This is a genomic window from Azomonas macrocytogenes, from assembly GCF_014191985.1.
GTDB classification, from domain to species: Bacteria; Pseudomonadota; Gammaproteobacteria; order Pseudomonadales; family Pseudomonadaceae; genus Azomonas; species Azomonas macrocytogenes.
The window spans coordinates 36,075-61,731 of record NZ_JACHXI010000014.1 but is presented as its reverse complement, the minus strand read 5'-3'; the positions used below and the strand labels follow the sequence as shown (position 1 = coordinate 61,731).

Genomic DNA, 25,657 nt, shown 5'->3' with positions numbered 1-25,657 from the left:
GTTTTTCTTTACCTGGCGAAAAGTCCTGCAAAAATCCGCTTCGGTAAAAACGTTTTCGGACATCGTTATCAACACAGGGCAAGGAAGCTTGCCGGCAGCCGCAACAGGTGCAACTCTTTCGCCACCGCCCCTTCGGAGACATCCTATGCGCTGCGCACCATTCGGCCTGATGCTGATGCTCTGTATTGATACCTCGGCAATGGCAGAGATCTATCGCTATACCGACAAGGATGGCCATACCGTCTTTACCAACCAGCCGCCCGAGGGCATCAAGGCCGAAACCGTCGAATTGCCGCCAGCCAATACGCTAGATGCATCCCCGCCATCATCACCATCATCACCATCATCACCATCATCACCATCACCCACATTGCCGAATGCCCACAGCACGGCCCAAGCCTATTCGAGCATCCAATTAAGCGGAATTCCCGACGCACAAGCCCTGCGCTCCAACAATGGAAACTTCAGTGTCAGTGCCCGTCTGACGCCAGCCTTGCAGCCTGGCCACAGCCTACGGCTCCTGCTGGACGGACAACCGGTCGGAGCGGCCGGCTCGGATACTGTTTTCCACCTGTCCGGCATCGAGCGCGGCGAACATTCCTTGCAGCTTGAAGTGCTGAGCGGCAATCGGGTGATCCAGAGCGGCCCGGTGAATACCTTCACCCTGCAACGGGTGAATACATCCAGCCCGGCAATGAGGCCGCGCCCTGCACCATAATGGCATACCTGCATTATCTGTCCGGGCTACTGCTTTATGCGCTGATTTCGCCAGCGTATGCCGAGGTGTTCCGTTATAAGGACGCGAACGGCAATCCTCTTTTCACCGACCAGCCTCGTGATGAAACAGCCAGACCAGTCGAAATCCGACAGTCTCTCAATTCCCTGCCGACGATCACGTCAGTGGCACGACCCACTGAGCCACCGCCCAAACGGCAGCCACTCTATGCCTGGCTGCGGATTACCCACCCGCTACAGAACGAAACGCTGCGCGACAACACTGGCAATGTCGAAGTATTCCTGGAAAGTGAGCCGGCCTTGCAGCCAGGGCATACCTACGTACTCTGGCTCGATGGCAAACCAGGCGATGCCCAGCAAACTCCGCCATTCTTGTTGCACAATCTGGATCGCGGCAGCCATCGGCTCACCGCAGAAATAGTCGACAGCCAGGGCAATTCCCTGACTCGCAGCCTCACCGTGACGATCCATATCAAGCGCATGTCACTGTCCCAGCGCAAACTCGCCAGGCCCTGCCGGTCTCCCGAATACGGCATCCGCCCCGAATGCCCGATGCAGGACAAGCCGGAAGAAGAATAATCTTTCGTGCCTGATCCTTGGGCAGTAAAATGCACTGAATAAGTGCATCATGATCGTTTTCTTCTGCTGCACAGCCAACTTCAGAACATTCCCTTTTTCGAGCATCGAGCAAAACCATTCTGCGGCGTCGCGCCGCACAAATGGTTTGCTTCTTGCATTTTCGGATCCTATTCATCGTATGCAGACCAGTCTCATGATCGACGAAGCCCTGCAGCGCGCGCTGCTCGAGAATCTGACTACGGCAACCCTGCTGCTTGACTCGGAACTACGGCTGGAATACATGAATCCAGCGGCGGAAATGCTGCTGGCCGTCAGCGGCCAGCGCAGCCTCGGGCATTTCATCAGTGAACTGTTCACCGAATCCCCGGAAGCGCTCTGCTCGTTACGGCAAGCCGTGGAAAAAGCGCATCCTTTCACCAAGCGCGAAGCCATCCTGACTTCGGTAAACGGTCATGGCCTGATCGTGGACTACATCGTTTCGCCCATTCTGATTCGGCACAAGACACTGATTCTGCTGGAAATATTACAACGCGACCGACTCTTGCGCATGAGCAAGGAAGAAGCGCAGCTCTCCAAGCAGGAAACCACCAGAATGCTGGTGCGCGGACTGGCTCATGAAATCAAGAACCCGCTGGGTGGCATCCGTGGCGCGGCGCAATTGCTGGCCCGCGAGCTGCCCGAAGAACACCTCAAGGACTACACCGAGGTGATCATTGAGGAAGCCGACCGCCTGCGCAATCTGGTCGATCGTATGCTTGGCTCGAACAAACTGCCGTCGCTGGCGCTGACCAATATTCACGAAGTACTGGAGCGCGTTGCCAGCCTGATCGAGGCGGAAAGCCAGGGCAGCGTCATTCTGGTGCGCGACTACGACCCAAGCATCCCGGAAGTTCTGATGGATCGCGAGCAGATGATCCAGGCAGTCCTCAACATTGTCAGCAATGCCGTGCAAGCCCTTGCTGCCCATAATGGAACAAGAGGCGGACGTATCACGCTACGCACTCGCACCTTGCGCCAGTTCATTATCGGACACACCCGCCATCGGCTGGTCATCCATATCAGCATCATCGACAACGGCCCCGGGATTCCGGCCGATCTGCAGCACACCCTGTTCTATCCTATGGTCAGCGGGCGTCCGGATGGTACCGGCCTCGGTCTGGCCATCACGCAGAACATCATCAGCCAACATCAGGGCATGATCGAATGCGAAAGCCATCCGGGCCACACAGCCTTTTCGGTCTATTTACCCCTGGAACAAGGAGCGACGTCCCCATGAGCCGTAGCGAAACCGTCTGGATCGTAGACGACGACCGTTCCATACGCTGGGTGCTGGAAAAAGCCCTGCAGCAGGAAGGAATGAACACCCAGAGCTTCGAGAATGCCGACGGAGTGCTCAGCCGCCTCAATCGCCAGCAACCGGACGTGATCATCTCGGACATCCGCATGCCCGGCGCCAGCGGGCTGGAAATGCTGGCACAGATCCGCGAACAGCACCCGCGCCTGCCGGTAATCATCATGACCGCGCATTCCGACCTCGACAGCGCAGTGGCTTCTTACCAGGGTGGTGCTTTCGAATACCTACCCAAGCCGTTCGATGTGGACGAAGCCGTCTCGCTGGTCAAACGCGCCAACCAGCACGCCCAGGAGCAGCAAGGCGTAAAGATCATCGAGGAAAAGCCGCGTACGCCGGAAATCATTGGCGAAGCCCCGGCGATGCAGGAAGTCTTCCGCGCCATCGGCCGCCTCTCGCATTCGAATATCACCGTGCTGATCAACGGTGAATCGGGCACCGGCAAGGAACTGGTCGCTCATGCCCTGCACCGCCACAGCCCGCGCAAGACCTCGCCTTTCATAGCCCTGAACATGGCGGCGATCCCCAAGGACCTAATGGAGTCCGAGCTGTTCGGCCACGAGAAAGGCGCCTTTACCGGTGCCGCGGCGCAACGCCGGGGCCGTTTCGAGCAGGCCGACGGCGGCACCCTGTTTCTCGACGAAATTGGCGACATGCCGGCCGAGACCCAGACCCGCCTGCTACGAGTCCTGGCAGACGGCGAATTCTACCGCGTCGGCGGCCATACGCCGGTCAAGGTCGACGTGCGCATCATTGCCGCGACGCATCAGGATCTGGAAGGACTGGTCCAGGCCGGCAAGTTTCGCGAAGACCTGTTTCATCGGCTGAACGTCATCCGTATCCATATCCCGCGCCTGTCTGATCGCCGCGAGGACATTCCCACCCTGGCACGCCACTTCCTGGCCAGGGCAGCCCAGGAACTCTCGGTAGACCCCAAGTTCCTCAAGCCGGAGACCGAAGACTATCTGAGTCGCTTGCCCTGGCCGGGCAACGTGCGCCAGTTGGAAAACACCTGCCGCTGGATTACTGTCATGGCCTCGGGTCGCGAAGTGCTGGTGGAGGATCTGCCGCCCGAACTGCTGAACCAGACCGGCGTCGCGCAACCGGCCGTCACCTGGGAGCAGGGTTTGCGCAACTGGGCCGATCAGGCGCTGGCGCGCGGCCAGAGCAATCTGCTGGACGAGGCGGTCCCGGCATTCGAGCGAATCATGATCGAGACGGCTCTCAAGCACACCGCCGGTCGCCGTCGCGACGCAGCCCTGCTGCTCGGTTGGGGACGCAACACCCTGACTCGCAAGATCAAGGAGCTGGATATGCGCATCGACGGCGGAGACGACGACGAGAGTGAGGAAGGCTGAAGCCGAACTGGCTGCGGCGATTCAGGGCATGGCGAGCCGGATATCCACTCGCCAGCGTTCCCCGTCTGCCACTGCGCGCCAAGCGGCCGACAGTGGACGAGCCGCAACAAACCCCAACAGCAGATAGCGGTCCACCGGTCGCAACCGCCAATTGATCAGCGCCTGGCCAAGACGTAGCTGGCCTTGTTCCGATTGGCCCCGTGCGGCGATTCGCAAGGCATAGGTCCCGTCGCGGGATTCAGCGAAAATCTCCGGCGCACGATCAAACCATAAAGTCAGCCCCGCCGTTTGCGGCTCGATGGTCAGCAGACGCACCTCGCCAGGCGCGGTCAAGCGCCCAAGCATCAGCCCTGACAGCAAACCGAGCAGTATCAGCGAGCCGAGAAAGCGCGGCCACAGGCGCTGTCGGGCCGTTGGCGCAGTAGAATGGGCGTCGTCTTTCGCCTCGGTGTCCCGCATGTTTCACGTGATCCTCTTTGAGCCTGAAATTCCGCCCAATACCGGCAACATCATTCGACTCTGCGCCAATACCGGTTGCATGCTGCATCTGATCGAACCGCTAGGGTTCGAGCTGGACGACAAACGCTTGCGCCGCGCCGGGCTCGATTATCATGAATACGCCACGCTGCAACGGCATCCCGACCTGGCCAGTTGTCTGGCCAAACTGCGTATCGCCATACCGGAGCAAACCTCGATGGTAGACGCCAGCCTGCAGCAGCAGCGGCCGCAGCACGATCAACCACGCCTCTATGCCTTTACGACCAAAGGCTCGCAGCCCTTTCACGAAGTCGAGTACCGCCATGGCGATGCCTTGCTGTTCGGCCCTGAAAGCCGGGGATTACCCGCAACGATTCGCGATGCGCTACCAGAAGGGCAACGCGTGCGGCTTCCCATGCGAGTCGATAGCCGCAGCCTGAATCTATCCAATACGGTGGCCGTGGCCGTCTACGAAGGCTGGCGACAACTGGGCTTCAGGCTGGAATGAACCGAAGCAGGAACGGCGATCAGTGCTCGCAGGGTGCCACTTCGCCGATATCCTCGTTCCATAGCTCGGGCCGTTTGGCAATGAAATCGCGCATCATCTCGATGCAAGTGGAATCCTGCAGTACTTCGACCTCGACGCCACGGGAGCGCAACAGATCCTCTTCTCCCATGAAGGTCTGGTTTTCACCGACAATCACTTTCGGAATGCCGTACAGGAGAATCGCTCCAGTACACATGGAGCAAGGCGAGAGCGTGGTATAGAGAACGGATTCGCGATAGACAGCGGCAGGCTGACGACCAGCCTTCTCCAAGGCATCCATTTCACCGTGCAGGATGGCGCTGCCCTGCTGAATCCGGCGGTTATGACCGCGGCCGATGACACGTCCCTTGTGTACGATTACCGAGCCGATGGGGATACCACCTTCCTGCAGGCCCAGTTGCGCTTCCTCGATGGCTGCTTGCATATGGGCATCCATATTCATCCTCCGCTATTCGATTTGGCGGGTTATGCCACAGAGATCGCGCAACTGTATAGGCACCCTTGCGACGAGAGCGCCGGATCATTCCTTACTGAATACTATCGCTGCCGACATTCTGCTGGCGGCTCAACTCCTGGGCATAGAGGGCATCGAAGTTGACCGGAGCCAGCATCAATGCCGGGAACGTGCCGCGAATCACCAGGCTATCCAGCGTTTCCCGCGCATAGGGGAACAGGATGTTCGGACAGAAAGCACCCAGGGTATGGCTCATGCTCGGAGCGTCCAACCCCTTGATCAGGAAGATACCAGCCTGCTGGACTTCGGCAATGAAAGCCACGTCTTCGCCATTTTTGACCGTAACCGACAAGGTCAGCACCACTTCGTAGAAGTCGCCTTCCAGGTTGTTCTGCCGAGTGTTGATATCCAGAGAGATGCCAGGCGTCCAGTCCTGACGGAAGATTTCCGGGCTCTTCGGTGCTTCAAAGGAAAGATCGCGCACGTAAACGCGCTGCAAGGCGAACTGCGGTCCTTGTGCGCTCTGATCTGCCATGGCGTCGTTGGAGGATTGCTCAATCATGATATCCAGACCTTGTGGGTAAATGGCTTCGATAAGTGAATACGGGTAAAGAGCAAGGCTCAGGCTTGTAGAAGCTCATCCAGCCTGCCGGCCCGCTCCAGGGCAAAGAGATCGTCGCAGCCGCCGATATGATGCTCGCCGATCCAGATTTGTGGGACCGAGGTTCTGCCGGCCTTGTGGGACATTTCCGCCCGTACGGCAGGCTTGCCGTCGACATCGATTTCCTCGAAGGCGACGCCTTTTTTCTCCAGCAGTCCTTTGGCCCTGATGCAGTAGGGACACCAGGCGCTCGTATAGATGACTATTTTTTGCGTCATATCACTTCACCACGGGCAGATTCTCGCCACGCCAGTTGCCCATTCCCCCAGACAGCCTGGCAGTCGTGAAACCGGCTTTTTGCAATTCCAGACAAGCCGCTCCGGCATGCTGACCCATGGCATCGACCACGATCAAAGTCTTGCCCCGATGCTTTTCCAGCTCTGCTATCCGGCTGGCCAGCTTGTCGTGAGGAATGTTCAAGGCGTCGACAATATGCCCGGCGGAGAACTCCTTTTTGTCACGAACGTCCAACACAATGCCTTCGCCACTGTTGACCGCCGTGGTCAGCTCACGGTTACTGAGGCTTTTGCCGCCCTTGCGCAATTCGTGCATGAGCAGCAAAGCCAGCAGAACGATGAAAAGAAGGACCAGCACATAGTGATGAGACGCGAATTCGATCAGCTTGGAGAGCATCGAGGTGTGTATCCGGGCGAGAAAATGGCCGCAGTATACACACCCCCCTCAACCGGCTGAACCCTGACGACCCGACGAATCGTGACTTGGATCCGGCCAGCACGTTAGACTGGCTGGCGCCTACTCGAAAAATTCCAAGATTGATTACCTTGCGTAATTAAAGGAGCCGGAAATCATGCACGCCGCGCCTAAACCTCTGGTACTGATCATCCTCGACGGCTTCGGCCACAGTGAAAGCCCCAAATACAATGCCGTATATGCGGCCAAGACCCCCGTGCTCGACCGCCTCAACGCCAGCTACCCGCATGGCCTGATTTCCGGCAGCGGCATGGACGTCGGCCTGCCTGACGGACAAATGGGCAACTCCGAAGTCGGCCATATGAACCTCGGTGCCGGCCGTGTCGTCTATCAGGATTTCACCCGCGTGACCAAGGCTATCCGCGATGGCGAGTTCTTCGACAACCCGATCATCGGTGCCGCCGTGGACAAGGCTGTAGCCGCTGGCAAGGCGGTGCATATCCTGGGCCTGCTCTCCGATGGCGGCGTGCACAGCCACCAGGACCATATCGCGGCCATGGCTGAAATGGCCGTCCGGCGCGGTGCCGAGAAAATCTACCTGCACGCCTTTCTCGATGGCCGCGATACGCCGCCCAAAAGCGCGCAACCGTTCCTGGAGCAAATGGACGCTGTTTTTGCCAAGCTAGGCAAAGGCCGCATCGCCAGCGTGATCGGCCGCTACTTCGCCCTTGATCGCGATAACCGCTGGGATCGTGTCCAGGCGGCATTCGACCTGATCACCGACGGTAAAGCCGAACGCCATGTCGACTCGGCAGTCGCCGGGCTGAACGCGGCCTACGAACACGACGAAAACGACGAATTCGTCAAGGCCACGGCTATCGGCGAACCCGCGAAAGTCGAAGACGGCGATGCGGTGATCTTCATGAACTTCCGCGCCGACCGCGCCCGCGAACTGACTCGCGCCTTCGTCGAAACAGATTTCGACGGATTCAAGCGCAACCGCCAGCCACAGACCCATTTCGTCATGCTGACCCAGTATTCGGCAAGCATTCCGACACCCAGCGCCTTTCCCCCATCGGAGTTGCACAACGTGCTGGGCGAATATCTGGCAAACAATGGCAAGACCCAGTTGCGTATCGCCGAAACGGAAAAATATGCCCATGTCACCTTCTTCTTTTCCGGTGGCCGCGAAGAACCATTCAAGGGCGAAGAGCGCATCCTGATTCCCTCGCCCAAGGTCGCGACCTATGACCTGCAACCCCAGATGAGCGCCCCGGAAGTCACCGACAAGATCGTCGAAGCCATCGAACAGCAGCGCTTCGATGTCATCATCGCCAACTATGCCAACGGCGACATGGTCGGGCATACCGGGATATTCGATGCAGCCGTAAAGGCGGTGGAATGCCTGGATGAATGCCTGGGCCGCATTACGACTGCGCTGGACAAAGTCGGTGGCGAGGCGCTGATCACGGCTGACCACGGCAACGTGGAACAGATGGAAGATGACTCCACCGGCCAGGCACATACCGCCCATACCACCGAACCGGTGCCATTCATCTACATTGGCAAACGCAAGCTGAAAATGCGCGAAGGTGGCGTACTGGCCGACGTGGCACCGACGATGCTCACCCTGCTCGGAATGAAAAAGCCGGAGGAAATGACCGGAAAATCCATCATCGAGATTGAGCAGTAATTCCGGGAACTGCCTAAAACGCAGAACGCTGATGAAATGAACGGAAAAGCGGCCTTGCAGGAACCTTTCGCTTTTCCGTTCAGCCCCTGATGGCATTTCGCGTGACAGTCGGGCCTTTTGCCACAGCCTGTCGCCAGATTTTTAGGCATACTACGGCGGTCGCGATTTCCGTAGCCTCGCCCTCATGCCACGCATACTCCTTGTCTTCGTTCTTTTTTGCCTGCTTGGTACCGCACAGGCAGACGAGACCTCTGCCACCAGGCAGCAGATAGAAACTGCTCGCCAGGACATCGCCGAACTGCAGAAACTGCTCAAGCAGATCGATCAGGAAAAAAGCGGGGCGCAAAATAAGCTCAAGGCAACCGAAAGCCAGATTGGCCAACTGGAAGAACAGATCGACAAGCTGCAGCAGGAAATCAAGAACAGCCAAACCGAACTGCAACAGCTGGATGAAAAGAAAACCATGCTTGAAGGCGCTCGCCTGGAACAGCAGAAACTGGTGGCGCTACAAGCCAGGCTCACTTACCAGAACGGCCGCGAGGAATACCTGAAGCTCGTACTCAACCAGCAGAGCCCGGAAAAACTCAGCCGTACCCTGACCTACTACGATTATCTGAGCAAAGCCCGCTTCGAGCAGATTGCCGCGCTCGACAAGACACTGCACGAGCTGGCCAGCGTCGGTGAGAAAATCGATACCCAGCAGAAGCAACTGCGTACCCAGCAAGTGGATCTGGACGAGCGCCATATCAAGCTCGTTGAAGTGCGCAAGGAGCGGCGTGACGCCCTGGCCAAGCTGGAGAAGGAAGAATCCACTCGCGAGCAGAAGCTCAAGACCCGACGCGAAGAACAGGCCCAACTGGAAAAGGTCCTCAAGACCATCGAGGAAACCCTGGCTCGCCAGGCCCGTGAGGCCGAGCAAGCCCGCCAACGTGCCCTCGCCGAAGCGCGCCTGCGCGAGCAGCGCGCCCGCGAGGAAGAAGAAGCCAGACGCAAGGCCCTGGCCAACGCTGCACCAAAAGAAGCCGAAAAAGCAGTCGTGTCACCACCTACGACTCGGTCGCCGATCGTCGCACAGCCATCCCAATTGGTGTCTTCCGCCGGAAGCGGATTCGAGGGTGCCTTCCAGCAGGCCAGGGGCAGGCTACCCTGGCCGGTGAACGGTCGTCTGCTTGCCCATTACGGTACGCCACGCGGCACCGATGAGCGCAGCACCTGGGATGGGGTGATGATTGGCGCAGCGGCGGGAACAACGGTACGCGCCGTGCATGGTGGCCGGGTAGTGTTTGCCGACTGGCTGCGCGGCGCCGGATTGCTGGTAATTCTCGACCACGGCAACGGCTATCTCAGCCTGTACGGGCATAATCAAAGCCTGCTGCGCAATGCCGGAGAAATTGTCAAGGCCGGCGAGCCCATCGCAACCGTCGGCAATAGCGGTGGCCAGGAGAGCGCCGCTCTGTATTTTGCCATTCGTCAAAACGGTCGCCCGAGCGATCCGGCGCAATGGTGTCGCGCCCAAGGATAGCGCACCCTCTTCATACTTGGAGTCAGACATGCTGCACCCGCGCCATCTCGCCTGTTTCCCGATTCTTGCCCTGTCCATGCTCCTGGGCGGTAGTGCCTGGGCTCAGCAACCGGCAACCGAAACCACCACAGCCTCCCAGAAGGCGCCGCTGCCCCTGGACGAGTTGCGTACCTTCGTCGAAGTACTGGACCGAATCAAATCCGCCTATGTGGAACCCATCGACGATAAAACCCTGCTGGAAAACGCCATCAAGGGCATGCTCAGCAATCTCGATCCGCACTCGGCCTATCTCGAACCCCAGGCTTTCAGCGACTTGCAGGAAACCACCAGTGGCGAATTCGGCGGACTGGGCATCGAAGTAGGCATCGAAGACAGCTTCATCAAGGTCGTCTCGCCCATCGACGACACGCCGGCGTCGAAAGCCGGTATCGAGGCGGGCGATTTGATCGTCAAGATCGATGGCCACCCCACCAAGGGTATTTCGCTGAACGAAGCGATAGAAAGGATGCGCGGTAAATCCGGCAGCCCCATTACCCTGACCCTGGTTCGCGAGGGCCGCCAGCCATTCGACTTGAAGCTCAAGCGCGCCGTGATCAAGGTCAAGAGCGTCAAATCCCAGCTACTTGAGCCAGGCTACGGCTACTTGCGCGTCACTCAGTTCCAGATGAATACCGGCGAAGAGGTCAGCAAGGCGCTGGCTCGCATGAAGAAAGACAACAAGGGCAAGAAGCTGGAAGGACTGGTGCTGGATCTGCGCAACAATCCAGGTGGCGTGCTGCAATCGGCGGTCGAGGTCGCTGACCATTTCCTGACCAGTGGCCTGATCGTCTATACCAAGGGCCGGATCGCCAACTCCGAACTGAGCTTTTCCGCCGATGCGGCCGACGCCAGCGAGCGGGTTCCGCTGGTCGTCCTCATCAACAGCGGCAGCGCCTCGGCAGCGGAAATCGTCGCCGGAGCGCTGCAGGATCAGAAGCGCGGCGTGATCATGGGTACCGAAAGCTTTGGCAAGGGTTCGGTCCAGACGATCCTGCCGCTGAACAACGACCGCGCGCTGAAACTGACCACAGCGCTCTACTTCACCCCCAAGGGGCGCTCCATCCAGGCCCAGGGCATCGAACCGGATATCGAAGTGTCGCGGGCCAGACTGACCCGCGACACCAGCAACGAAACCGTCCGGGAAGCCGATCTGCTCGGTCACCTGGGCAACGGCAACGGCGGCACGGAGCGGCCCAGCAACATCCAGGCGGCAAGCGATTCGACACGTCCGCAGGACGACGACTACCAGCTCGGTCAGGCCCTCAACCTGCTCAAAGGCCTGAGCTTCACTCGCCGCGATTAATGGAAAATCCAGGATGCGCAAGCGCTCGCTTCCTGGACAACACTCGGCGTTCATGCGGACCGGAACAGCTGTTCCGGTCAGTATTTTCCAGCCTATACAGTCCAGCGACGACCTTCGCCCGCTAGCAACTGCCGTGCCTGTTCGGGGCCGTTGGTACCGGCCGGATACAGGCTTGGCTTGCGATAGTAACTCTGCCAACCAGCAAGAATGAGATCGACCCAACGCCAGGCCGCTTCCACTTCGTCGTGGCGCATGAACAATGTCGAATCACCCTCGATCACATCCAGCAGCAGCCTTTCGTAGGCATCCCAGCGGCGTCGTTGCTGGAAGACATTGGCCAGGTTCAGATCCAGCTCGACCGGCTCCAGCACCATCCCCTTGCCGGGTGACTTGGCCATCAGTTGCAAACTGACCCCTTCCTCCGGCTGCAGGCGAATCACCAGGCGATTGACCTGGCTATTGCTGCCGAACAGCATGTGCGGTACCTGCCGAAAGCTGATGACGATCTCCGAGCACTTGCGGGCCATGCGCTTGCCGGTGCACAGGTAGAAAGGCACCCCGGCCCAGCGCCAGCTATCCAGCTCGGCCTGAACGGCGACGAAGGTTTCCGTATCGCTGTCACTATCGACATTGGGTTCGAAACGGTAGGCCGGTACGCCCTGCTCGCCGACCGCTCCGCCGATATACTGGCCACGCACGGTCTTGTCCAATACCTCTTGGCCGACGATCGGCTTGAGCGACTTGAGCACCTTGACCTTCTCGTTATGCACCGAGTCGGCATCAAAGTGCACCGGAGCCTCCATGGCGACCAGGCAGAGCAGTTGCAACAGGTGATTCTGCAGCATATCGCGCATGGCGCCAGCCTTGTCGTAATAGCCACCACGACTTTCCACGCCCAGCGTCTCGGCAACCGTGATCTGCACATGATCGACATGGCCAGCGCGCCAGATAGGCTCGAACAGGGCATTGGCGAAACGCAGGGCCATGAGGTTCTGCACCGTCTCCTTGCCCAGGTAGTGATCGATCCGGTAGATACGCGACTCGGCGAACACCCGGCCGATCTTCAGATTGATGTCCAGGGCCGATTCGAGGGAATGCCCGATGGGTTTTTCCAGCACGATGCGCGTCTGTTGCCCGGCGAGCCCGGTGGCCTCCAGGTTGAGGGCGATCATCTCGAAAAGATTCGGCGCGGTAGCCAGGTAATAGACTCGTACTCGCCCTTCGGCATACCCGAGGTAATGGGCCAGCCGGACAAAATCGTCACGCTGGCTGGCATCCATGGAGAAGTAGTCGAGCCGCTTGGCAAAGCTTTGCCAGATCTCCGGCCGGAAATCGCTGTGGGCGACCTGGGCCTTGCAATGATGCTCGGCCGTTGCCAGATAGGCTTCACGATCGAGCTCCCGGCGAGCCAGGGCGATGATCCGCACATCGGGATGCAAGCGCTCCTCTCGGTGCAAGTGATACAGCGCCGGGATGAGTTTGTGCAGGGTCAGATCGCCCGTACCGCCAAACACGAGCATGTCGCAGGAAACGGACACTGGAGTCCTCCTCGAAGTTGACTGGGCGCAACTGCGCTTCATGTAGTATAACTACAAACGCTTACGATCCATTGGACAGCCGTTTCGTCAAGCCGTCCCCGCCCATAGCGAGCCCCGACCGTGAATCTGCTGCAACATATCGCCCAATCGAGAAACATACTGCGCAAATCCGAACTTAAAGTGGCCGACTATGTCTTGCTGGACCCGGCCTCGGTGATGCACAGTTCGATGGCCGAGCTGGCCCATGTGGTCGGAATCAGCGAGCCGACCATCATACGCTTCTGCCGTGCCATCGGCTGCATCGGCTTCCAGGATCTCAAGCTGAAGCTGGCCCAGAGCCTGGCCGCCGGCGCCAGTTTCGGCCAATTCTCCATCGGTGAAGAGGATTCGGTGCTGGATATCAGCCAGAAGATTTTCGACACCACCTTGCACACCCTGATAGAAGTGCGGGAAAAACTTGATCCCACGGCGTTGCAGAAGGCCATCGATACCATTGCCCGAGCCGAGCGCGTGGAATTCTACGGTTTTGGCGCTTCCGGCGTAGTGGCGGCCGATGCGCAGCACAAGTTCTTCCGCCTGCTGCTCAATGCCGCTGCCTATTCCGACCCGCACATGCAGGCAATGTCGGCCGTCACGCTGAAACCTCAGGACGTGGCGATCTGCATTTCCCAATCCGGCCGCTCCAAGGACTTGCTGATCACCGCCAATGTGGTCCGCGAGTCTGGTGCCACCCTGATCGCGCTCTGCCCAAGCCAGACCCCCCTGGCCGATCTGGCGCAGGTCAACCTGGCCATCGACGTACACGAAGATACCGAGATCTATACGCCACTGACTTCGCGCATCGCCCACCTGGTCGTGATCGACGTACTGGCCATGGGTGTGGCCATGGCGCGCGGACCAGACCTGGTCAATCACCTCAAAAGCGTCAAGCGCAGCCTGCGCAGCCTGCGCCTGTCACCCAAAACCCTGAAGAACACCACGCCGGACAACAACCGCAGCTGACCCCCTTCAAGCCAACAGGAATCACCGGCCTGTCACGGCGCTGTCGTCAGATCTTAATCTCCAGGTTCGATGCTGGCACCTGCCAACTCGTTCTCGTTCCGGGAGATCCGCATGTCCCTATATGTTGAAGCACCCCGCATCCTCGACGCCAAGGCCCGCCGCAAACTGCAGGATGAGCGACGCATGCGTTTCCGTCGAGCCATCGAGCACTACGAAGAGTCGCTCCGCCTGCAGGAACAACTGGTGGACTACCCTGAACTGGGCGAAATCAATGGCCTACTGGCTGGACGGGCGGCGCTTTTGCGAAGCGTGCAGCCAATGCGTTGATCGACCCACGCTGCTCGCGGATAAAATCAAAAAACGCTTGGGCTACCGGACTCAGGCGTTTACCACGCGCATGCACCACACACCAGCTGCGCATCAAGGGCAGCTCGGCCACCGGCAACTCCACCAGCGCTCCGCTTTCCAGTTCGCGATAGACCGCATGGCGCGGCATCAGCGCCAGGCCGAGCCCGGCAATGACCGCCTCGCACTGTGCTTCTGCCGAGCCGATTTCCAATATCCGGGAAAAATGCGCACGCTTCTGGTGGCAGAACTCCTCGCAAGCCTTGCGCGTACCGGAACCGGACTCGCGAACCAATAGCGGCCACGCGCAAAGATCCTCCAGGGCAAGCAACCCCTTATCGAACAAGGGGTGTTCCGGCGGCGCGACCGCAACGATCGGATTATTCAGAAATGGCAAAAATTCCAGCGCCATATCCGCCGGCAGCATGGACATGATCAACAGATCGTCACGACTGGCGCCAAGGCGCTTGAGTGCCAGGCCATGGTTGACCACTACCAATTGCAGACTGACGTCGGGATACCTCTGGCGAAAAGCCGCGAACAGGTGTGGCGTGAAATATTTGGCACTTGACTCGATTGCCAGATTCAGTTGCCCCTGCAGTGACCCTTGTAAATCGGAAAGCTGCATATCCAAGCTCTCCAGCCGGCCAAAAATATCCCGGCTGGCACGCATCAGCGCCTCGGCGGCCTCGGTCAGGTAAAGCGTCTTGCCAATATATTCGAACAGCGGCTGACCGACCAGCGCCTCAAGCTGGCGGATCTGCAGGCTGACCGCCGGCTGGGTCAACGCCATCTCTTCCGCGGCCCGACTATAGGAACGGCTATCGCATACCGCACGAAATACCTGCATCTGGCGTAATGTCATTCGCATCAATGATTTACGCAAGTAATTCTCCCTGTGTATTTCTGACCAAAAAGACAGCTATAAGGTTTTGCAAATATATTACCCAACAATTATTAATTAGAGATAATTTCCACCTCCAGCGTAGGGTGAGCGCCTGACTGCCGGACACCCGGCGGTCATATCCAGGCCGGTATCTGCCGGTCATCTGTTCACTTGAGCGAGGGCTGAGACTCGTGATCAAGAAAATCCTGATCGCCAACCGCGGTGAGATTGCCGTACGGATCGTGCGTGCTTGCGCGGAAATGAATATCCGTTCGGTAGCGGTCTATTCCGAAGCCGACCGCCATGCCTTGCACGTCAAACGTGCCGACGAAGCACATTTCATCGGCGAAGACCCGCTGGCCGGCTATCTGAACCCGCGCAAGCTGGTCAACCTGGCAGTGGAAACCGGCTGCGACGCCCTGCATCCCGGCTATGGGTTTCTTTCGGAAAACGCCGAACTGGCGGAGATCTGCGCCGAGCGTGGAGTCAAGTTCATCGGTCCTTCGGCCGAAGTCATTCGCCGCATGGGCGACAAGACCGAGGCAAGGCGCAGCATGATCGCGGCTGACGTGCCGTGTACGCCCGGCACCGAAGGCAACGTCGCCGATCTGGCCGAAGCGCTGCGCGAAGCCGAACGCATCGGCTACCCGGTGATGCTCAAGGCCACTTCCGGCGGTGGCGGGCGCGGTATTCGCCGCTGCGATTCGCAGGAAGAACTGCAACAAGCCTATCCGCGGGTGATTTCCGAAGCGACCAAGGCCTTCGGCAATGCGCAGGTCTTCCTCGAAAAGTGCATCGTCAATCCGAAGCACATCGAAGCTCAGATACTGGCCGACAGCTTCGGTAACACAGTGCATCTGTTCGAGCGCGATTGCTCGATCCAGCGGCGCAACCAGAAGCTCATCGAGATTGCGCCCAGTCCGCAACTCACCCCGGAACAACGCGCCTACATCGGCGATCTGGCGGTGCGTGCGGCGCAGGCAGTGGGCTACGAGAATGCCGGCACCGTGGAGTTTTTGCTCACTGACGAGCATGTGTACTTCATGGAAATGAATACGCGAGTGCAGGTAGAGCACACCATCACCGAGGAAATCACCGGCATCGACATCGTTCGCGAGCAGATTCGCATCGCTTCCGGCCTGCCGCTGTCAGTCAAGCAGGAAGACATCCAATACCGTGGTTTCGCCCTGCAATTTCGCATCAATGCAGAAGACCCGCGCAATAATTTCCTGCCCAGCTTCGGCAAGATCACTCGCTACTACGCTCCCGGCGGCCCTGGCGTGCGCACTGACACAGCGATCTATACCGGCTACACCATTCCGCCATTCTACGACTCCATGTGCCTGAAGCTGATCGTCTGGGCATTGACCTGGGAAGAGGCGCTGGCGCGCGGCCTGCGAGCACTGGATGACATGCACGTACAAGGCGTGAAGACCACGGCGACCTATTACCAGCAAATCCTCGCCAACCCGGAGTTTCGCAGCGGCCAGTTCAACACCAGTTTCGTCGACAGTCATCCGCAACTGCTGGACTACTCGATCAAGCGCAAGCCGGGCGAGCTGGCCCTGGCGATATCCACGGCGATTGCAGCCCATGCAGGTTTATAAGAAAGCTGGAAAGTGAAGCGCTTTTGCCTGCGGCATCCAGCGCAACAAGGATTCTGAGAAATGAGCAAAAAAATCCAAGTCACCGATACCATCCTGCGCGACGCGCATCAGTCGCTGCTAGCCACCCGCATGCGCACCGAGGACATGCTACCGATCTGCGCCAAACTCGACAGAGTCGGCTATTGGTCGCTGGAAGTCTGGGGCGGTGCCACTTTCGATGCCTGCGTGCGCTTTCTCAAGGAAGATCCGTGGGAGCGCCTGCGGGCACTGCGCAAGGCCCTGCCCAATACACGCCTGCAAATGCTGGTGCGCGGCCAGAACCTGCTCGGTTATCGCCACTACAGCGATGATGTGGTCGAAGCATTCATCGCCAGATCCGCCGAAAACGGCATCGATGTATTCCGTATCTTCGATGCGATGAATGATGTGCGTAACCTGGAAACCGCCATCAGGGCCGTCAAGAAAAGCGGCAAGCACGCCCAGGGCACCCTCTGCTATACCACCAGCCCTGTACACACTATCGGAGCCTTTGTCGAACAAGCCAAGACAATGGCCGCCATGGGGATCGACTCGCTGGCGATCAAGGATATGGCCGGTCTGCTTACCCCCTACGCTACCGGTGAGCTGGTCAAGGCCTTGAAAGACGCGCTACCGCTGGAGGTGGCGATTCACGCCCACGACACTGCCGGCGTCGCCACCATGTGCCAGCTCAAAGCCATCGAAAACGGTGCCGACCGCATCGATACGGCGATTTCCTCCATGGCCTGGGGCACCAGCCATCCGGGTACCGAATCCATGGTCGCCGCGCTACGCGATACCCCGTTCGATACCGGCCTGGACCTGGCCCTGCTGCAGGAAATCGGCCTGTACTTCCATGCCGTGCGCAAGAAGTATCACCAGTTCGAAAGCGAATTCACGGGCGTCGATACTCGCGTGCAAGTCAACCAAGTACCGGGCGGCATGATCTCCAACCTGGCCAACCAGTTGAAAGAACAGGGCGCACTGGAGCGGATGAGCGATGTGCTGGCGGAAATCCCGCGGGTACGTGAAGACCTGGGCTTCCCGCCGCTGGTCACGCCAACGTCGCAGATCGTCGGCACCCAGGCGTTCTTCAATGTGCTGGCGGGCGAGCGCTACAAGACCATCACCAATGAAGTGAAATTCTACCTGCAGGGCCGCTACGGCAAGGCCCCCGGCAAGGTCGATGAAAAACTGCGGCGCCAGGCCATCGGCGGCGAGGAGTTGATCGAAGTGCGCCCGGCCGATCTGCTCAAACCCGAACTGGACAAGCTCCGTGGCGAAATCAGCGCACTGGCCAGATCCGAGGAAGATGTACTGACCTACGCCATGTTCCCGGATATCGGCCGCAAGTTTCTGGAAGAACGGGAAGCCGGCACGCTACAGCCAGAAGCGCTACTGCCGATTCCCGATGCCAACAGCCCCTCTGCTGGTGGTGCCGGTGTGCCGACCGAGTTCGTCATCGACGTACACGGCGAAAGCTACCGGGTCGATATCACCGGAGTCGGCATCAAGGGCGAGGGCAAGCGCCACTTCTACCTATCCATCGACGGCATGCCGGAAGAAGTGGTGTTCGAACCCTTGAACAACTACATCGCGGGCAGCGACGGCAAACGTCGCCAGTCCAGCGCTCCGGGCGACGTCAGCACCAACATGCCAGGCAATATCGTCGAGGTGCTGGTCAAGCCAGGCGACACGGTCAAGGCCGGCCAGGCACTGTTGATCACCGAAGCGATGAAGATGGAAACCGAAATACAGGCGCCATTGACCGGAACGATCAAAGCCATCCATGTCGCCAAAGGCGATCGGATCAATCCAGGTGAAGTGCTGATCGAAATCGAGGCTTGAAAAAATAACGGACGCCGCCATGTGGAGCAACATGGTGGTGTCTTGCATCTGTACAAAGCGAATGGGTAAACAGCGATACCTCTACACGTTTCATTTCAGTATGAAATGTCGAGCTCAAGAGCGCTGCCAGCGTTCGAACCGACCCACTACCTACCCGGAATATCCGGCGAATGGCAGCCGGTAATCGCCGGATCTCGTACCAATCATCCGGTTTTCCGATACATTTCAGATGGCAGACGCCAATTTCGGCTAATACCCAATAGCACCACCTCACAGGATCGTCGGCCGTGCGAACTCTGCCATGCGCCACCAGGCGCAGTTGGCGACATCGCCTGGCCGTTTCCAGCATCAGAGGCAACCCGCTTATGCTCCCTGAAGCCTTGCGCCATTCGCAGGTAGTGTTGATCGATGATGTCATCGTGAACCTGCGCCTGCTCGAATCCAGCCTGAGGGGGTTCGGCCTGCACGCTATCAAGACCTTCAGCGATTCCAGACAAGGGCTCGCTTGGTTGCAGGACAATCCCTGGGATCTGCTGCTGCTCGACCTGGATATGCCCTCACCCAATGGCTTCGAAGTGCTCCAGCACCTGGGCAAGGCCGGCAGGCCGCATTCGCCGGTGATTCTGGTCACCGCCTACACCGAGGCCGGGGATCGCCGGCGTGGGCTCGAACTGGGCGCCAACGATTACATTTGCAAACCATTCGACCTGCCCGAACTGCTGTTGCGCGTACGCAACATGCTGCAGCTCAGCCATGCTACTCGCAGCCTGCAGCATCAGCGCGACGACCTGGAGCAGAAGATACAGATCCGTACCCAGCAACTGAGCGAAAGCCACCAGGCAGTAGTCCGCAGCCTGTGCCGGGCGGCCAGGTTCAAGGATAACGAGACTGGCAATCACATCGTGCGTATCGGCGAATCGGCCGCGCTGCTTGCCAGCGACCTCGATCAAGCGCCGGAGTGGATCGAGAACATCCGCATCGCTGCCTCCATGCACGACATCGGCAAGATCGGCATCCCCGACCACATTCTCGCCAAGCCCAGCCAGCTCAGCCCCACCGAACGCCAGATCATGAACAGCCATCCCCAGATCGGCTACGATATCCTGAACGACTACCAGCACTCGCCGATGCTGAGGATGGCCGCCGAAATCGCCCTGCATCACCACGAAAAATGGGATGGCAGCGGCTATCCGCAGGGACTCGAAGGGGAGCAAATTCCACTGGCCGCGCGCATCGTCGCGTTATGCGACGTCTATGATGCCCTACGCTCGAAGCGCCGCTACAAGACACCCTGGGTGGCAGAAAAAGTCCAGTCCTTCATTCGCGAACAAGCCGGCCGGCACTTCGACCCGCGACTGGTGGAAATCCTGATCGGCCGCTTCGACGCGCTGGAAGCGCTGCAGCAGCGCTATCTATCCGACGATTGAGACTTCCATCAACCATTCGCAACGGCGACACTTTTCGCTTTGCGATATACTGTTCCGTTCCGAGATCGGCCGAGACAAGCCGATCATGACATTACGAGCCACGCCATTGCGTGGCTCTTCGCTTTTGCGCCACGGCGCAGGTTCTGGAGAAGCACGACGATGAGTGCACTGGTAGGCGTGATCATGGGCTCCAAGTCCGACTGGTCCACCATGAGCCATACCGCCGAGATGCTGGAAAAACTGGGGATTCCCCACGAAGTCACGGTCGTCTCGGCGCATCGCACGCCGGATCTGCTGTTCAGTTACGCCGAACAGGCTGCCGACCGGGGGCTGCGCGTGATCATCGCCGGCGCCGGTGGTGCGGCACACCTGCCCGGCATGTGCGCGGCCAAGACCCACCTGCCGATCCTGGGCGTGCCGGTACAGTCATCCATGCTCTCGGGCGTCGACTCGCTGCTTTCCATCGTGCAGATGCCGGCGGGCGTACCGGTCGCCACGTTGGCCATCGGCAAGGCAGGTGCAGTCAATGCCGCCCTGCTGGCGGCGAGCATCGTCGGCCATGAATTCCCTGAATACCGCGCCACACTGAAGAAATTCCGCGAAGAGCAGACTCGCAGCGTCCTGGACAATCCTGACCCGCGTAAAGCCTGATTGCCGCAAACCGGCCGCCAGGAGCAGCGATGCGGTCGAATCTGGAGATGTAAATACATGAAAATCGGTGTGATCGGTGGCGGCCAACTCGGTCGTATGCTGGCCCTGGCAGGAACGCCGCTGGGCATGAGCTTCGCTTTTCTCGATCCAGCCCCGGATGCCTGCGCCGCCGCGCTGGGCGAGCACATCCGCGCCGACTACGGCGATCAGGATCACCTGCGCCAGCTGGCCGACGAAGTGGATCTGGTCACCTTCGAATTCGAGAGCGTACCGGCTGAAACCGTGGCCTTTCTCTCCCAGTTCGTCCCGGTTTACCCGTCTGCCGAATCACTACGCATCGCCCGCGACCGCTGGTTCGAGAAATCCATGTTCCGCGAACTGGGCATTCCTACGCCCACCTTCGCCAACGTGCTGTCCCAGGACGACCTGGATACCGCCGTCGCCGAGATCGGCCTGCCCGCCGTACTCAAGACCCGTACCCTGGGCTACGACGGCAAAGGCCAGAAAGTCCTGCGCAGCCAGGCCGATGTGCAGGATGCATTTGCCGAACTGGGCAGTGTGCCCTGCATCCTCGAAGGCTTCGTAGCTTTCACTGGCGAAGTATCCCTGGTGGCTGTACGGGCCCGCGACGGCCAGACCCGTTTCTATCCGCTGGTGCACAACACCCACGAAAACGGCATCCTGCGCCTGTCAGTGCCCAGCACCGACCATCCGCTGCAAACCATGGCCGAAGACTATGTCGGTCGCGTGCTGGAAAAACTCCATTACGTCGGTGTCCTGGCGTTCGAGTTCTTCGAAGTGGATGGTGGCCTGAAAGCCAACGAAATCGCGCCGCGCGTCCATAACTCCGGGCACTGGAGCATCGAAGGCGCGCAATGCAGCCAGTTCGAAAACCACCTGCGCGCAGTCACCGGCTTGCCGCTGGGCTCAACGGCCAAGGTCGGCGAAAGCGCCATGCTCAACCTCATTGGCGAAGTTCCTGCACCGAACCGGATCATCGCCATCGACGATTGCCACCTGCACCACTATGGCAAGGCATTCAAGGCCGGCCGCAAGGTCGGCCATGCCACGCTGCGTTGCGCTGATCGACCAGCCCTGGAGCGCGCCATCACGGCTGTCCAGGCGCTGATCGAGCCAAACCGGAGCTGAATCTCCGGCCAAGCGCACCGTTTGACGCAACGGCGCGAACTGCTTTTCTCCCTTCCGGTCCACTGCTACACCCCATAGCAAAACGAGACCGTAGGAGAGTTATCCATGAGCATTATCGGCACCATCATCATCGGCCTGATCGTGGGCCTGGTTGCACGCTTTCTAAAGCCCGGCAGCGACACCATGGGCTGGATCATGACTATCCTGCTCGGTATCGGTGGCTCTCTGCTGGCCACCTACGGCGGCCAGGCACTGGGCATCTACCGTGCCGGCGAACCGGCAGGCTTTATCGGTGCAGTGATTGGCGCGGTCCTTCTATTGCTGATATTCGCCAAGGTCGGCAGCCGCCGAGATTGAACCAGGCAGTTCTCCAGCAGGGCCGTTTCATATGGCCCTGCACATTCATCGCAGAATACGGCGCCATGTCGGAAACGGGCGAACTCGACCGCCGCAATCGAACGTCCTCGTTATCCATGCCTTCGCTTTACGAACCTTTTCCGGCATGATCCGCCACGACTTTATCCAAGACCCTCGTTTTCCATGCGATCACTCTCTGCACTCCTTCTCATCTGCTTTGCCCTGCTCGCCCAGGCGGCCACACCGGAGCTCGACTGGCTCGAACTGATGCCCGCCAGCGACCGCAAGGCTCTTGAGGAAATGCCGGAAATTACCCATGACTCCCCGGAAAATACCGGTTTCAGCGACAAGGGCGGGCTAAGGCAAGGCAGCGGCCTGCCCGACGTCATGTATTCCACGCGAACCGTACCCGAGCTGAACGGCAAGCGGATTCGCCTCGCCGGCTATCCCGTACCGCTGGAAAACGATGCCAAAGGCCGCAGCACGGCCTTCTTTCTCGTCCCCTACCCTGGCGCCTGCATTCACGTTCCACCGCCACCGCCGAACCAGATCGTGCTGGTGCGCTACCCCAAGGGTTTCGCGCTGGAAGATATCTATGCACCTCTACAGGTCGAAGGCCGTCTCGCCATCGAAAAAACCAGCAATGAACTGGCCGACGCCGCCTACGTAATAAATGCCGCCAGTCTGCGCCTGATCACCGAAGACAATCCTTGAACCCCACGCCAGGCCAAATTCGGCCGTTCCTTGGAAAGCGGCCGCTACGCCTTCCAGCGAAAACCGGCTTTCGATGCTGCTGCTCGGTACGGTTGATTGGTTAACTCAAGTTAGGATAAGCAGCGTTTTCGCGACGACGCATAGCAAGGCCATGGTGGGCAGTGGCAACGCTGTATTGAAGAAGCTTGAGTGCGGGCACGGACACCTAGACTCGTCCGAAAAAATAGCGAAACCGAATCGACGCAAGTGGTTTATTCAATTTACGCATAAACCAGCCGTTGCCTTAAAGTAACTTCATTGAAACTTTCCACCTTCTGCGCCCCGAATCAACGGGCATCCATTTTGACAACGGAGTAATCGCCACGATGCTGGACGCCAATCTCAAGACCCAATTGAAAGCCTACCTGGACAAAGTCACCCAGCCGATAGAAATCGTCGCCTCGCTCAACGACAGCGCGAAAGCCCAGGAAATGCTGGGACTGCTGCAAGACATCGCCAGTCTTTCGGACAAGATCACGCTGAAAACCGACGGCGACAACGAGCGCAAGCCCTCCTTTTCCCTAAATCGCCCCGGCGGTGACATCAGCCTGCGCTTCGCCGGCCTGCCCATGGGCCACGAGTTCACCTCCCTGATACTGGCACTACTGCAAGTTGGCGGCCACCCATCCAAGACCAGCGCCGAAACCATCGAACAGATTCGCGCCATCGAAGGTGAATACAACTTCGAAACCTACTTCTCGCTGTCCTGCCAGAACTGCCCCGACGTGGTCCAGGCCTTGAACCTGATGGCCGTGCTGAACCCGAACATCCGCCACGTCGCCATCGACGGCGCCCTGTTCCAGGACGAAGTCGAGAAACGCCAGATCATGGCAGTACCGACCATCTACCTGAACGGCGAGGTATTCGGCCAAGGCCGCATGGGCCTGGAAGAATTCCTTGCCAAGCTCGACACCAATGCCTCCGCCCGCGAAGCGGAAAAACTCAACGCCAAGGAAGCCTTTGACGTCCTGATCGTCGGTGGTGGCCCGGCTGGCGCCTCAGCCGCCATCTACGCCGCGCGCAAAGGCATCCGCACCGGCATTGCAGCCGAACGCTTCGGTGGACAGGTACTGGATACCATGGCCATTGAGAACTTCATCTCCGTACAAGAGACCGAAGGCCCGAAACTGGCCACCGCACTGGAAGAACACATCCGCCAGTACGAAGTGGATATCACCAACCTACAGCGCGCCACCCAGTTGGTGCCGAACACCAAAGGCGGTCTCCATCAAGTACATTTCGCCTCCGGCGCCGTACTCAAATCCAAGACCATCATTCTGGCGACCGGCGCCCGCTACCGCGAGCTGAACGTTCCGGGCGAAACCGAATACCGCACCCGCGGCGTAGCCTACTGCCCGCACTGCGACGGCCCACTGTTCAAGGGCAAGCGCGTGGCCGTGGTCGGTGGAGGCAACTCCGGCGTGGAAGCAGCCATCGACCTGGCTGGCGTAGTCGCCCATGTCACGTTGCTGACCCACAACACCCTGCGCGCCGATGCCGTGCTGCAACGCAAGCTGCACAGCCTGCCGAACGTCGACGTGATCCTTAATGCTCAGATCAGCGAAGTGAAAGGCGACGGCAAGAAAGTCAACGGCCTGTCCTACAAGGATCGCTCATCCAACGAGTTTCACACCATCGACCTCGAAGGCGTCTTCGTGCAAATCGGCCTGCTCCCCAACACCGAGTGGCTGAAAGGCACCGTGGAACTGAGCCCGCGTGGCGAAATCATCATCGACGATCGTGGACAAACATCGCTGCCTGGCATATTCGCAGCCGGCGATGTAACCACCGTACCGTACAAACAGATCGTTATTGCCGTCGGCGAAGGCGCCAAAGCCTCGCTGTCGGCCTTCGATCACCTGATCCGCAGCTCGGCACCGGAATAACCCGGCCCACGCCGAACAGAAACATAGGCAGGCGCGACACCAGCCTGCCCTTTTCACGTTTGAACCATCATCACCAATCAGCCGACGACATGGACGACAGCCCATGACATGCGTATCATGGCGCCCGCGACGCGAGCCACCCATCAGAGATTGCAATGATTGGATAGCGCTCAGGTAATACCGGTGTCGATACGCATCTGTAGCTCAGCTGGATAGAGTACTGCCCTCCGAAGGCAGGGGTCGTGGGTTCGAATCCCGCCAGATGCGCCAGCTACCTGTTTCCAGCTGTCTCCAACAGTCTACGAAACACCCTCAAAAGCCCGCCCCGTGCGGGCTTTGTTGTCTCTGGCTGTCTCTACTTGTCTACCCCTATCCTTGACTACCGTGTACACCAGCTTAAAAATCGAACCCAGGTGTACACACAATGCGCAGTAAAGACATAAAGCGCAGACCAATGGGCAGAAGTCCTGGAACTACCGTTACAAAAACCTGACGGCAAATGGAGCTGGCTTGGCCTTGGTTCCTACCCTGAAATGAGTGGAGCATTGGCACGGCAGAAAGCAGCAGAGCTGAGAACAGAATCATCGGTTGGAGCCAACCCCATCGAAACCAAGCAGGCTCGCAAGCAGGCGCAGCTGCTGGTCGCCAATAGCACGTTCGAGCTACTGGCCAGAGAGTGGATCGAGATACGCCTACCAGGCTGGGAGCTCAGCACAGTCAAACGCACCATAGGTGCATTGGAGCGAGTGATTTCAGCACGAATAGCCGGAGTGGTACGAGCCTGTGGATGAATAAGAAACATCAGGACATCTCCAGGCCA

25 protein-coding genes, 1 tRNA gene and 1 pseudogene are annotated in these 25,657 nt (G+C 59.1%); 20 read left to right on the top strand and 7 right to left on the bottom strand.

What is annotated here, in order from left to right; all coding sequences use genetic code 11:
* The first annotated feature begins 145 nt into the window (after positions 1-145).
* The 4 genes from FHR87_RS13215 to ntrC all read left to right on the top strand — a co-directional run bounded on the left by FHR87_RS13215 (position 146) and on the right by ntrC (position 4,023).
* Entirely contained in the window at positions 146-718 is a 573-nt protein-coding gene (locus tag FHR87_RS13215; protein WP_183167197.1) for a DUF4124 domain-containing protein, read from the top strand.
* Positions 718-1,314 (top strand): DUF4124 domain-containing protein, encoded by a 597-nt coding sequence (locus FHR87_RS13210; protein ID WP_183167196.1) that lies wholly within the window; start codon positions 718-720, stop codon positions 1,312-1,314. The genes FHR87_RS13215 and FHR87_RS13210 overlap by 1 nt, the downstream gene beginning before the upstream one ends.
* A 193-nt stretch (positions 1,315-1,507) precedes the next feature.
* Positions 1,508-2,590: a nitrogen regulation protein NR(II) gene (gene glnL / locus FHR87_RS13205; protein ID WP_183167238.1), complete on the top strand. Its 1,083-nt coding sequence runs from the start codon at positions 1,508-1,510 to the stop codon at positions 2,588-2,590.
* The gene (gene ntrC, locus FHR87_RS13200) at positions 2,587-4,023 is read left to right on the top strand and encodes a nitrogen regulation protein NR(I) (RefSeq protein WP_183167195.1); all 1,437 of its coding nucleotides are present in this window, start codon (positions 2,587-2,589) and stop codon (positions 4,021-4,023) included. Before glnL ends, ntrC begins: the two co-directional genes overlap by 4 nt.
* Before the next feature lie 21 nt (positions 4,024-4,044).
* On the opposite strand, the gene FHR87_RS13195 is transcribed toward ntrC, so the two are convergent.
* Positions 4,045-4,482 carry a hypothetical protein gene (locus tag FHR87_RS13195; protein ID WP_183167194.1) on the bottom strand — a complete coding sequence of 146 codons (438 nt, stop codon included), beginning with the start codon at positions 4,480-4,482 and terminating at the stop codon, positions 4,045-4,047.
* Here FHR87_RS13195 and FHR87_RS13190 point away from each other — a divergent pair.
* Positions 4,481-5,008 carry a tRNA (cytidine(34)-2'-O)-methyltransferase gene (locus FHR87_RS13190; protein ID WP_183167193.1) on the top strand — a complete coding sequence of 176 codons (528 nt, stop codon included), beginning with the start codon at positions 4,481-4,483 and terminating at the stop codon, positions 5,006-5,008. The two genes, FHR87_RS13195 and FHR87_RS13190, sit on opposite strands and share 2 nt — an antisense overlap.
* 19 nt (positions 5,009-5,027) lie before the next feature.
* On the opposite strand, the gene FHR87_RS13185 is transcribed toward FHR87_RS13190, so the two are convergent.
* From FHR87_RS13185 to FHR87_RS13170, 4 genes are all read right to left on the bottom strand, one after another.
* On the bottom strand, positions 5,028-5,483 hold the full coding sequence (locus tag FHR87_RS13185; protein ID WP_183167192.1) for a nucleoside deaminase: 456 nt from the start codon (positions 5,481-5,483) through the stop codon (positions 5,028-5,030).
* A 91-nt stretch (positions 5,484-5,574) separates the two neighbouring features.
* The gene (gene secB, locus FHR87_RS13180) at positions 5,575-6,063 is read right to left on the bottom strand and encodes a protein-export chaperone SecB (RefSeq protein ID WP_183167191.1); all 489 of its coding nucleotides are present in this window, start codon (positions 6,061-6,063) and stop codon (positions 5,575-5,577) included.
* Positions 6,064-6,122: 59 nt separating this feature from the next.
* Positions 6,123-6,380, bottom strand: a complete 258-nt coding sequence (gene grxC, locus FHR87_RS13175; RefSeq protein WP_183167190.1) for a glutaredoxin 3 — start codon at positions 6,378-6,380, stop codon at positions 6,123-6,125.
* Between the two features lies 1 nt (position 6,381).
* Complete coding sequence (locus FHR87_RS13170; protein ID WP_183167189.1) at positions 6,382-6,795, bottom strand: rhodanese-like domain-containing protein; 414 nt, start codon at positions 6,793-6,795, stop codon at positions 6,382-6,384.
* A gap of 175 nt (positions 6,796-6,970) precedes the next feature.
* Between FHR87_RS13170 and gpmI the strand changes: the two genes are divergently transcribed.
* From gpmI to FHR87_RS13155, 3 genes are all read left to right on the top strand, one after another.
* Positions 6,971-8,506 (top strand): 2,3-bisphosphoglycerate-independent phosphoglycerate mutase, encoded by a 1,536-nt coding sequence (gene gpmI / locus FHR87_RS13165; RefSeq protein WP_183167188.1) that lies wholly within the window; start codon positions 6,971-6,973, stop codon positions 8,504-8,506.
* A 184-nt stretch (positions 8,507-8,690) separates the two neighbouring features.
* A complete protein-coding gene (locus tag FHR87_RS13160) occupies positions 8,691-10,028 on the top strand; it encodes a murein hydrolase activator EnvC family protein (RefSeq protein ID WP_183167187.1) in 1,338 nt (445 codons plus the stop codon).
* Between the two features lie 28 nt (positions 10,029-10,056).
* The gene (locus FHR87_RS13155; protein WP_183167186.1) at positions 10,057-11,370 is read left to right on the top strand and encodes a S41 family peptidase; all 1,314 of its coding nucleotides are present in this window, start codon (positions 10,057-10,059) and stop codon (positions 11,368-11,370) included.
* Positions 11,371-11,462: 92 nt separating this feature from the next.
* On the opposite strand, the gene zwf is transcribed toward FHR87_RS13155, so the two are convergent.
* The gene (zwf, locus tag FHR87_RS13150) at positions 11,463-12,908 is read right to left on the bottom strand and encodes a glucose-6-phosphate dehydrogenase (protein WP_183167185.1); all 1,446 of its coding nucleotides are present in this window, start codon (positions 12,906-12,908) and stop codon (positions 11,463-11,465) included.
* A gap of 120 nt (positions 12,909-13,028) precedes the next feature.
* Between zwf and hexR the strand changes: the two genes are divergently transcribed.
* Together hexR and FHR87_RS13140 are read left to right on the top strand one after the other, a co-directional pair.
* Complete coding sequence (hexR, locus tag FHR87_RS13145; protein WP_183167184.1) at positions 13,029-13,910, top strand: transcriptional regulator HexR; 882 nt, start codon at positions 13,029-13,031, stop codon at positions 13,908-13,910.
* Between the two features lie 111 nt (positions 13,911-14,021).
* A complete protein-coding gene (locus FHR87_RS13140) occupies positions 14,022-14,237 on the top strand; it encodes a PA3496 family putative envelope integrity protein (protein ID WP_183167183.1) in 216 nt (71 codons plus the stop codon).
* On the opposite strand, the gene FHR87_RS13135 is transcribed toward FHR87_RS13140, so the two are convergent.
* Positions 14,179-15,141, bottom strand: coding sequence for a LysR family transcriptional regulator (locus FHR87_RS13135; RefSeq protein WP_183167182.1), 963 nt, complete (start codon positions 15,139-15,141; stop codon positions 14,179-14,181). The genes FHR87_RS13140 and FHR87_RS13135 overlap by 59 nt on opposite strands.
* A gap of 191 nt (positions 15,142-15,332) precedes the next feature.
* Between FHR87_RS13135 and FHR87_RS13130 the strand changes: the two genes are divergently transcribed.
* From FHR87_RS13130 to FHR87_RS13085, 10 genes and pseudogenes are all read left to right on the top strand, one after another.
* Positions 15,333-16,748, top strand: a complete 1,416-nt coding sequence (locus FHR87_RS13130; protein WP_183167181.1) for an acetyl-CoA carboxylase biotin carboxylase subunit — start codon at positions 15,333-15,335, stop codon at positions 16,746-16,748.
* A gap of 60 nt (positions 16,749-16,808) precedes the next feature.
* A complete protein-coding gene (gene oadA / locus FHR87_RS13125; RefSeq protein ID WP_183167180.1) occupies positions 16,809-18,614 on the top strand; it encodes a sodium-extruding oxaloacetate decarboxylase subunit alpha in 1,806 nt (601 codons plus the stop codon).
* Positions 18,615-18,901: 287 nt separating this feature from the next.
* On the top strand, positions 18,902-20,041 hold the full coding sequence (locus tag FHR87_RS13120; protein WP_338021252.1) for an HD domain-containing phosphohydrolase: 1,140 nt from the start codon (positions 18,902-18,904) through the stop codon (positions 20,039-20,041).
* A gap of 159 nt (positions 20,042-20,200) precedes the next feature.
* Positions 20,201-20,692, top strand: coding sequence for a 5-(carboxyamino)imidazole ribonucleotide mutase (gene purE, locus FHR87_RS13115; protein WP_183167179.1), 492 nt, complete (start codon positions 20,201-20,203; stop codon positions 20,690-20,692).
* Between the two features lie 57 nt (positions 20,693-20,749).
* Positions 20,750-21,841, top strand: coding sequence for a 5-(carboxyamino)imidazole ribonucleotide synthase (locus FHR87_RS13110; protein WP_183167178.1), 1,092 nt, complete (start codon positions 20,750-20,752; stop codon positions 21,839-21,841).
* A 105-nt stretch (positions 21,842-21,946) separates the two neighbouring features.
* Positions 21,947-22,198, top strand: a complete 252-nt coding sequence (locus FHR87_RS13105; RefSeq protein ID WP_183167177.1) for a GlsB/YeaQ/YmgE family stress response membrane protein — start codon at positions 21,947-21,949, stop codon at positions 22,196-22,198.
* A 183-nt stretch (positions 22,199-22,381) separates the two neighbouring features.
* Positions 22,382-22,912 (top strand): DUF3299 domain-containing protein, encoded by a 531-nt coding sequence (locus FHR87_RS13100; protein ID WP_183167176.1) that lies wholly within the window; start codon positions 22,382-22,384, stop codon positions 22,910-22,912.
* Between the two features lie 365 nt (positions 22,913-23,277).
* Positions 23,278-24,837: an alkyl hydroperoxide reductase subunit F gene (gene ahpF / locus FHR87_RS13095; protein ID WP_183167175.1), complete on the top strand. Its 1,560-nt coding sequence runs from the start codon at positions 23,278-23,280 to the stop codon at positions 24,835-24,837.
* A gap of 193 nt (positions 24,838-25,030) precedes the next feature.
* Positions 25,031-25,107 (top strand) — tRNA-Arg (locus FHR87_RS13090).
* Between the two features lie 171 nt (positions 25,108-25,278).
* Positions 25,279-25,580: pseudogene (locus FHR87_RS13085) on the top strand (integrase arm-type DNA-binding domain-containing protein); the annotation flags it as partial.
* Between the last annotated feature and the right edge of the window lie 77 nt (positions 25,581-25,657).

Coding starts and splice junctions, on each gene's coding strand:
- ntrC (WP_183167195.1), top strand. CDS start 2,587: ATGAGCCGTAGCGAAACCGTCTGGATCGTAGACGACGACCGTTCCATA.
- FHR87_RS13185 (WP_183167192.1), bottom strand. CDS start 5,483: ATGGATGCCCATATGCAAGCAGCCATCGAGGAAGCGCAACTGGGCCTG.
- gpmI (WP_183167188.1), top strand. CDS start 6,971: ATGCACGCCGCGCCTAAACCTCTGGTACTGATCATCCTCGACGGCTTC.
- glnL (WP_183167238.1), top strand. CDS start 1,508: ATGATCGACGAAGCCCTGCAGCGCGCGCTGCTCGAGAATCTGACTACG.
- FHR87_RS13100 (WP_183167176.1), top strand. CDS start 22,382: ATGCGATCACTCTCTGCACTCCTTCTCATCTGCTTTGCCCTGCTCGCC.
- FHR87_RS13210 (WP_183167196.1), top strand. CDS start 718: ATGGCATACCTGCATTATCTGTCCGGGCTACTGCTTTATGCGCTGATT.
- FHR87_RS13195 (WP_183167194.1), bottom strand. CDS start 4,482: ATGCGGGACACCGAGGCGAAAGACGACGCCCATTCTACTGCGCCAACG.
- FHR87_RS13105 (WP_183167177.1), top strand. CDS start 21,947: ATGAGCATTATCGGCACCATCATCATCGGCCTGATCGTGGGCCTGGTT.
- FHR87_RS13155 (WP_183167186.1), top strand. CDS start 10,057: ATGCTGCACCCGCGCCATCTCGCCTGTTTCCCGATTCTTGCCCTGTCC.
- ahpF (WP_183167175.1), top strand. CDS start 23,278: ATGCTGGACGCCAATCTCAAGACCCAATTGAAAGCCTACCTGGACAAA.
- secB (WP_183167191.1), bottom strand. CDS start 6,063: ATGATTGAGCAATCCTCCAACGACGCCATGGCAGATCAGAGCGCACAA.
- grxC (WP_183167190.1), bottom strand. CDS start 6,380: ATGACGCAAAAAATAGTCATCTATACGAGCGCCTGGTGTCCCTACTGC.
- purE (WP_183167179.1), top strand. CDS start 20,201: ATGAGTGCACTGGTAGGCGTGATCATGGGCTCCAAGTCCGACTGGTCC.
- oadA (WP_183167180.1), top strand. CDS start 16,809: ATGAGCAAAAAAATCCAAGTCACCGATACCATCCTGCGCGACGCGCAT.
- FHR87_RS13190 (WP_183167193.1), top strand. CDS start 4,481: ATGTTTCACGTGATCCTCTTTGAGCCTGAAATTCCGCCCAATACCGGC.
- FHR87_RS13140 (WP_183167183.1), top strand. CDS start 14,022: ATGTCCCTATATGTTGAAGCACCCCGCATCCTCGACGCCAAGGCCCGC.
- FHR87_RS13170 (WP_183167189.1), bottom strand. CDS start 6,795: ATGCTCTCCAAGCTGATCGAATTCGCGTCTCATCACTATGTGCTGGTC.
- FHR87_RS13160 (WP_183167187.1), top strand. CDS start 8,691: ATGCCACGCATACTCCTTGTCTTCGTTCTTTTTTGCCTGCTTGGTACC.
- FHR87_RS13110 (WP_183167178.1), top strand. CDS start 20,750: ATGAAAATCGGTGTGATCGGTGGCGGCCAACTCGGTCGTATGCTGGCC.
- FHR87_RS13215 (WP_183167197.1), top strand. CDS start 146: ATGCGCTGCGCACCATTCGGCCTGATGCTGATGCTCTGTATTGATACC.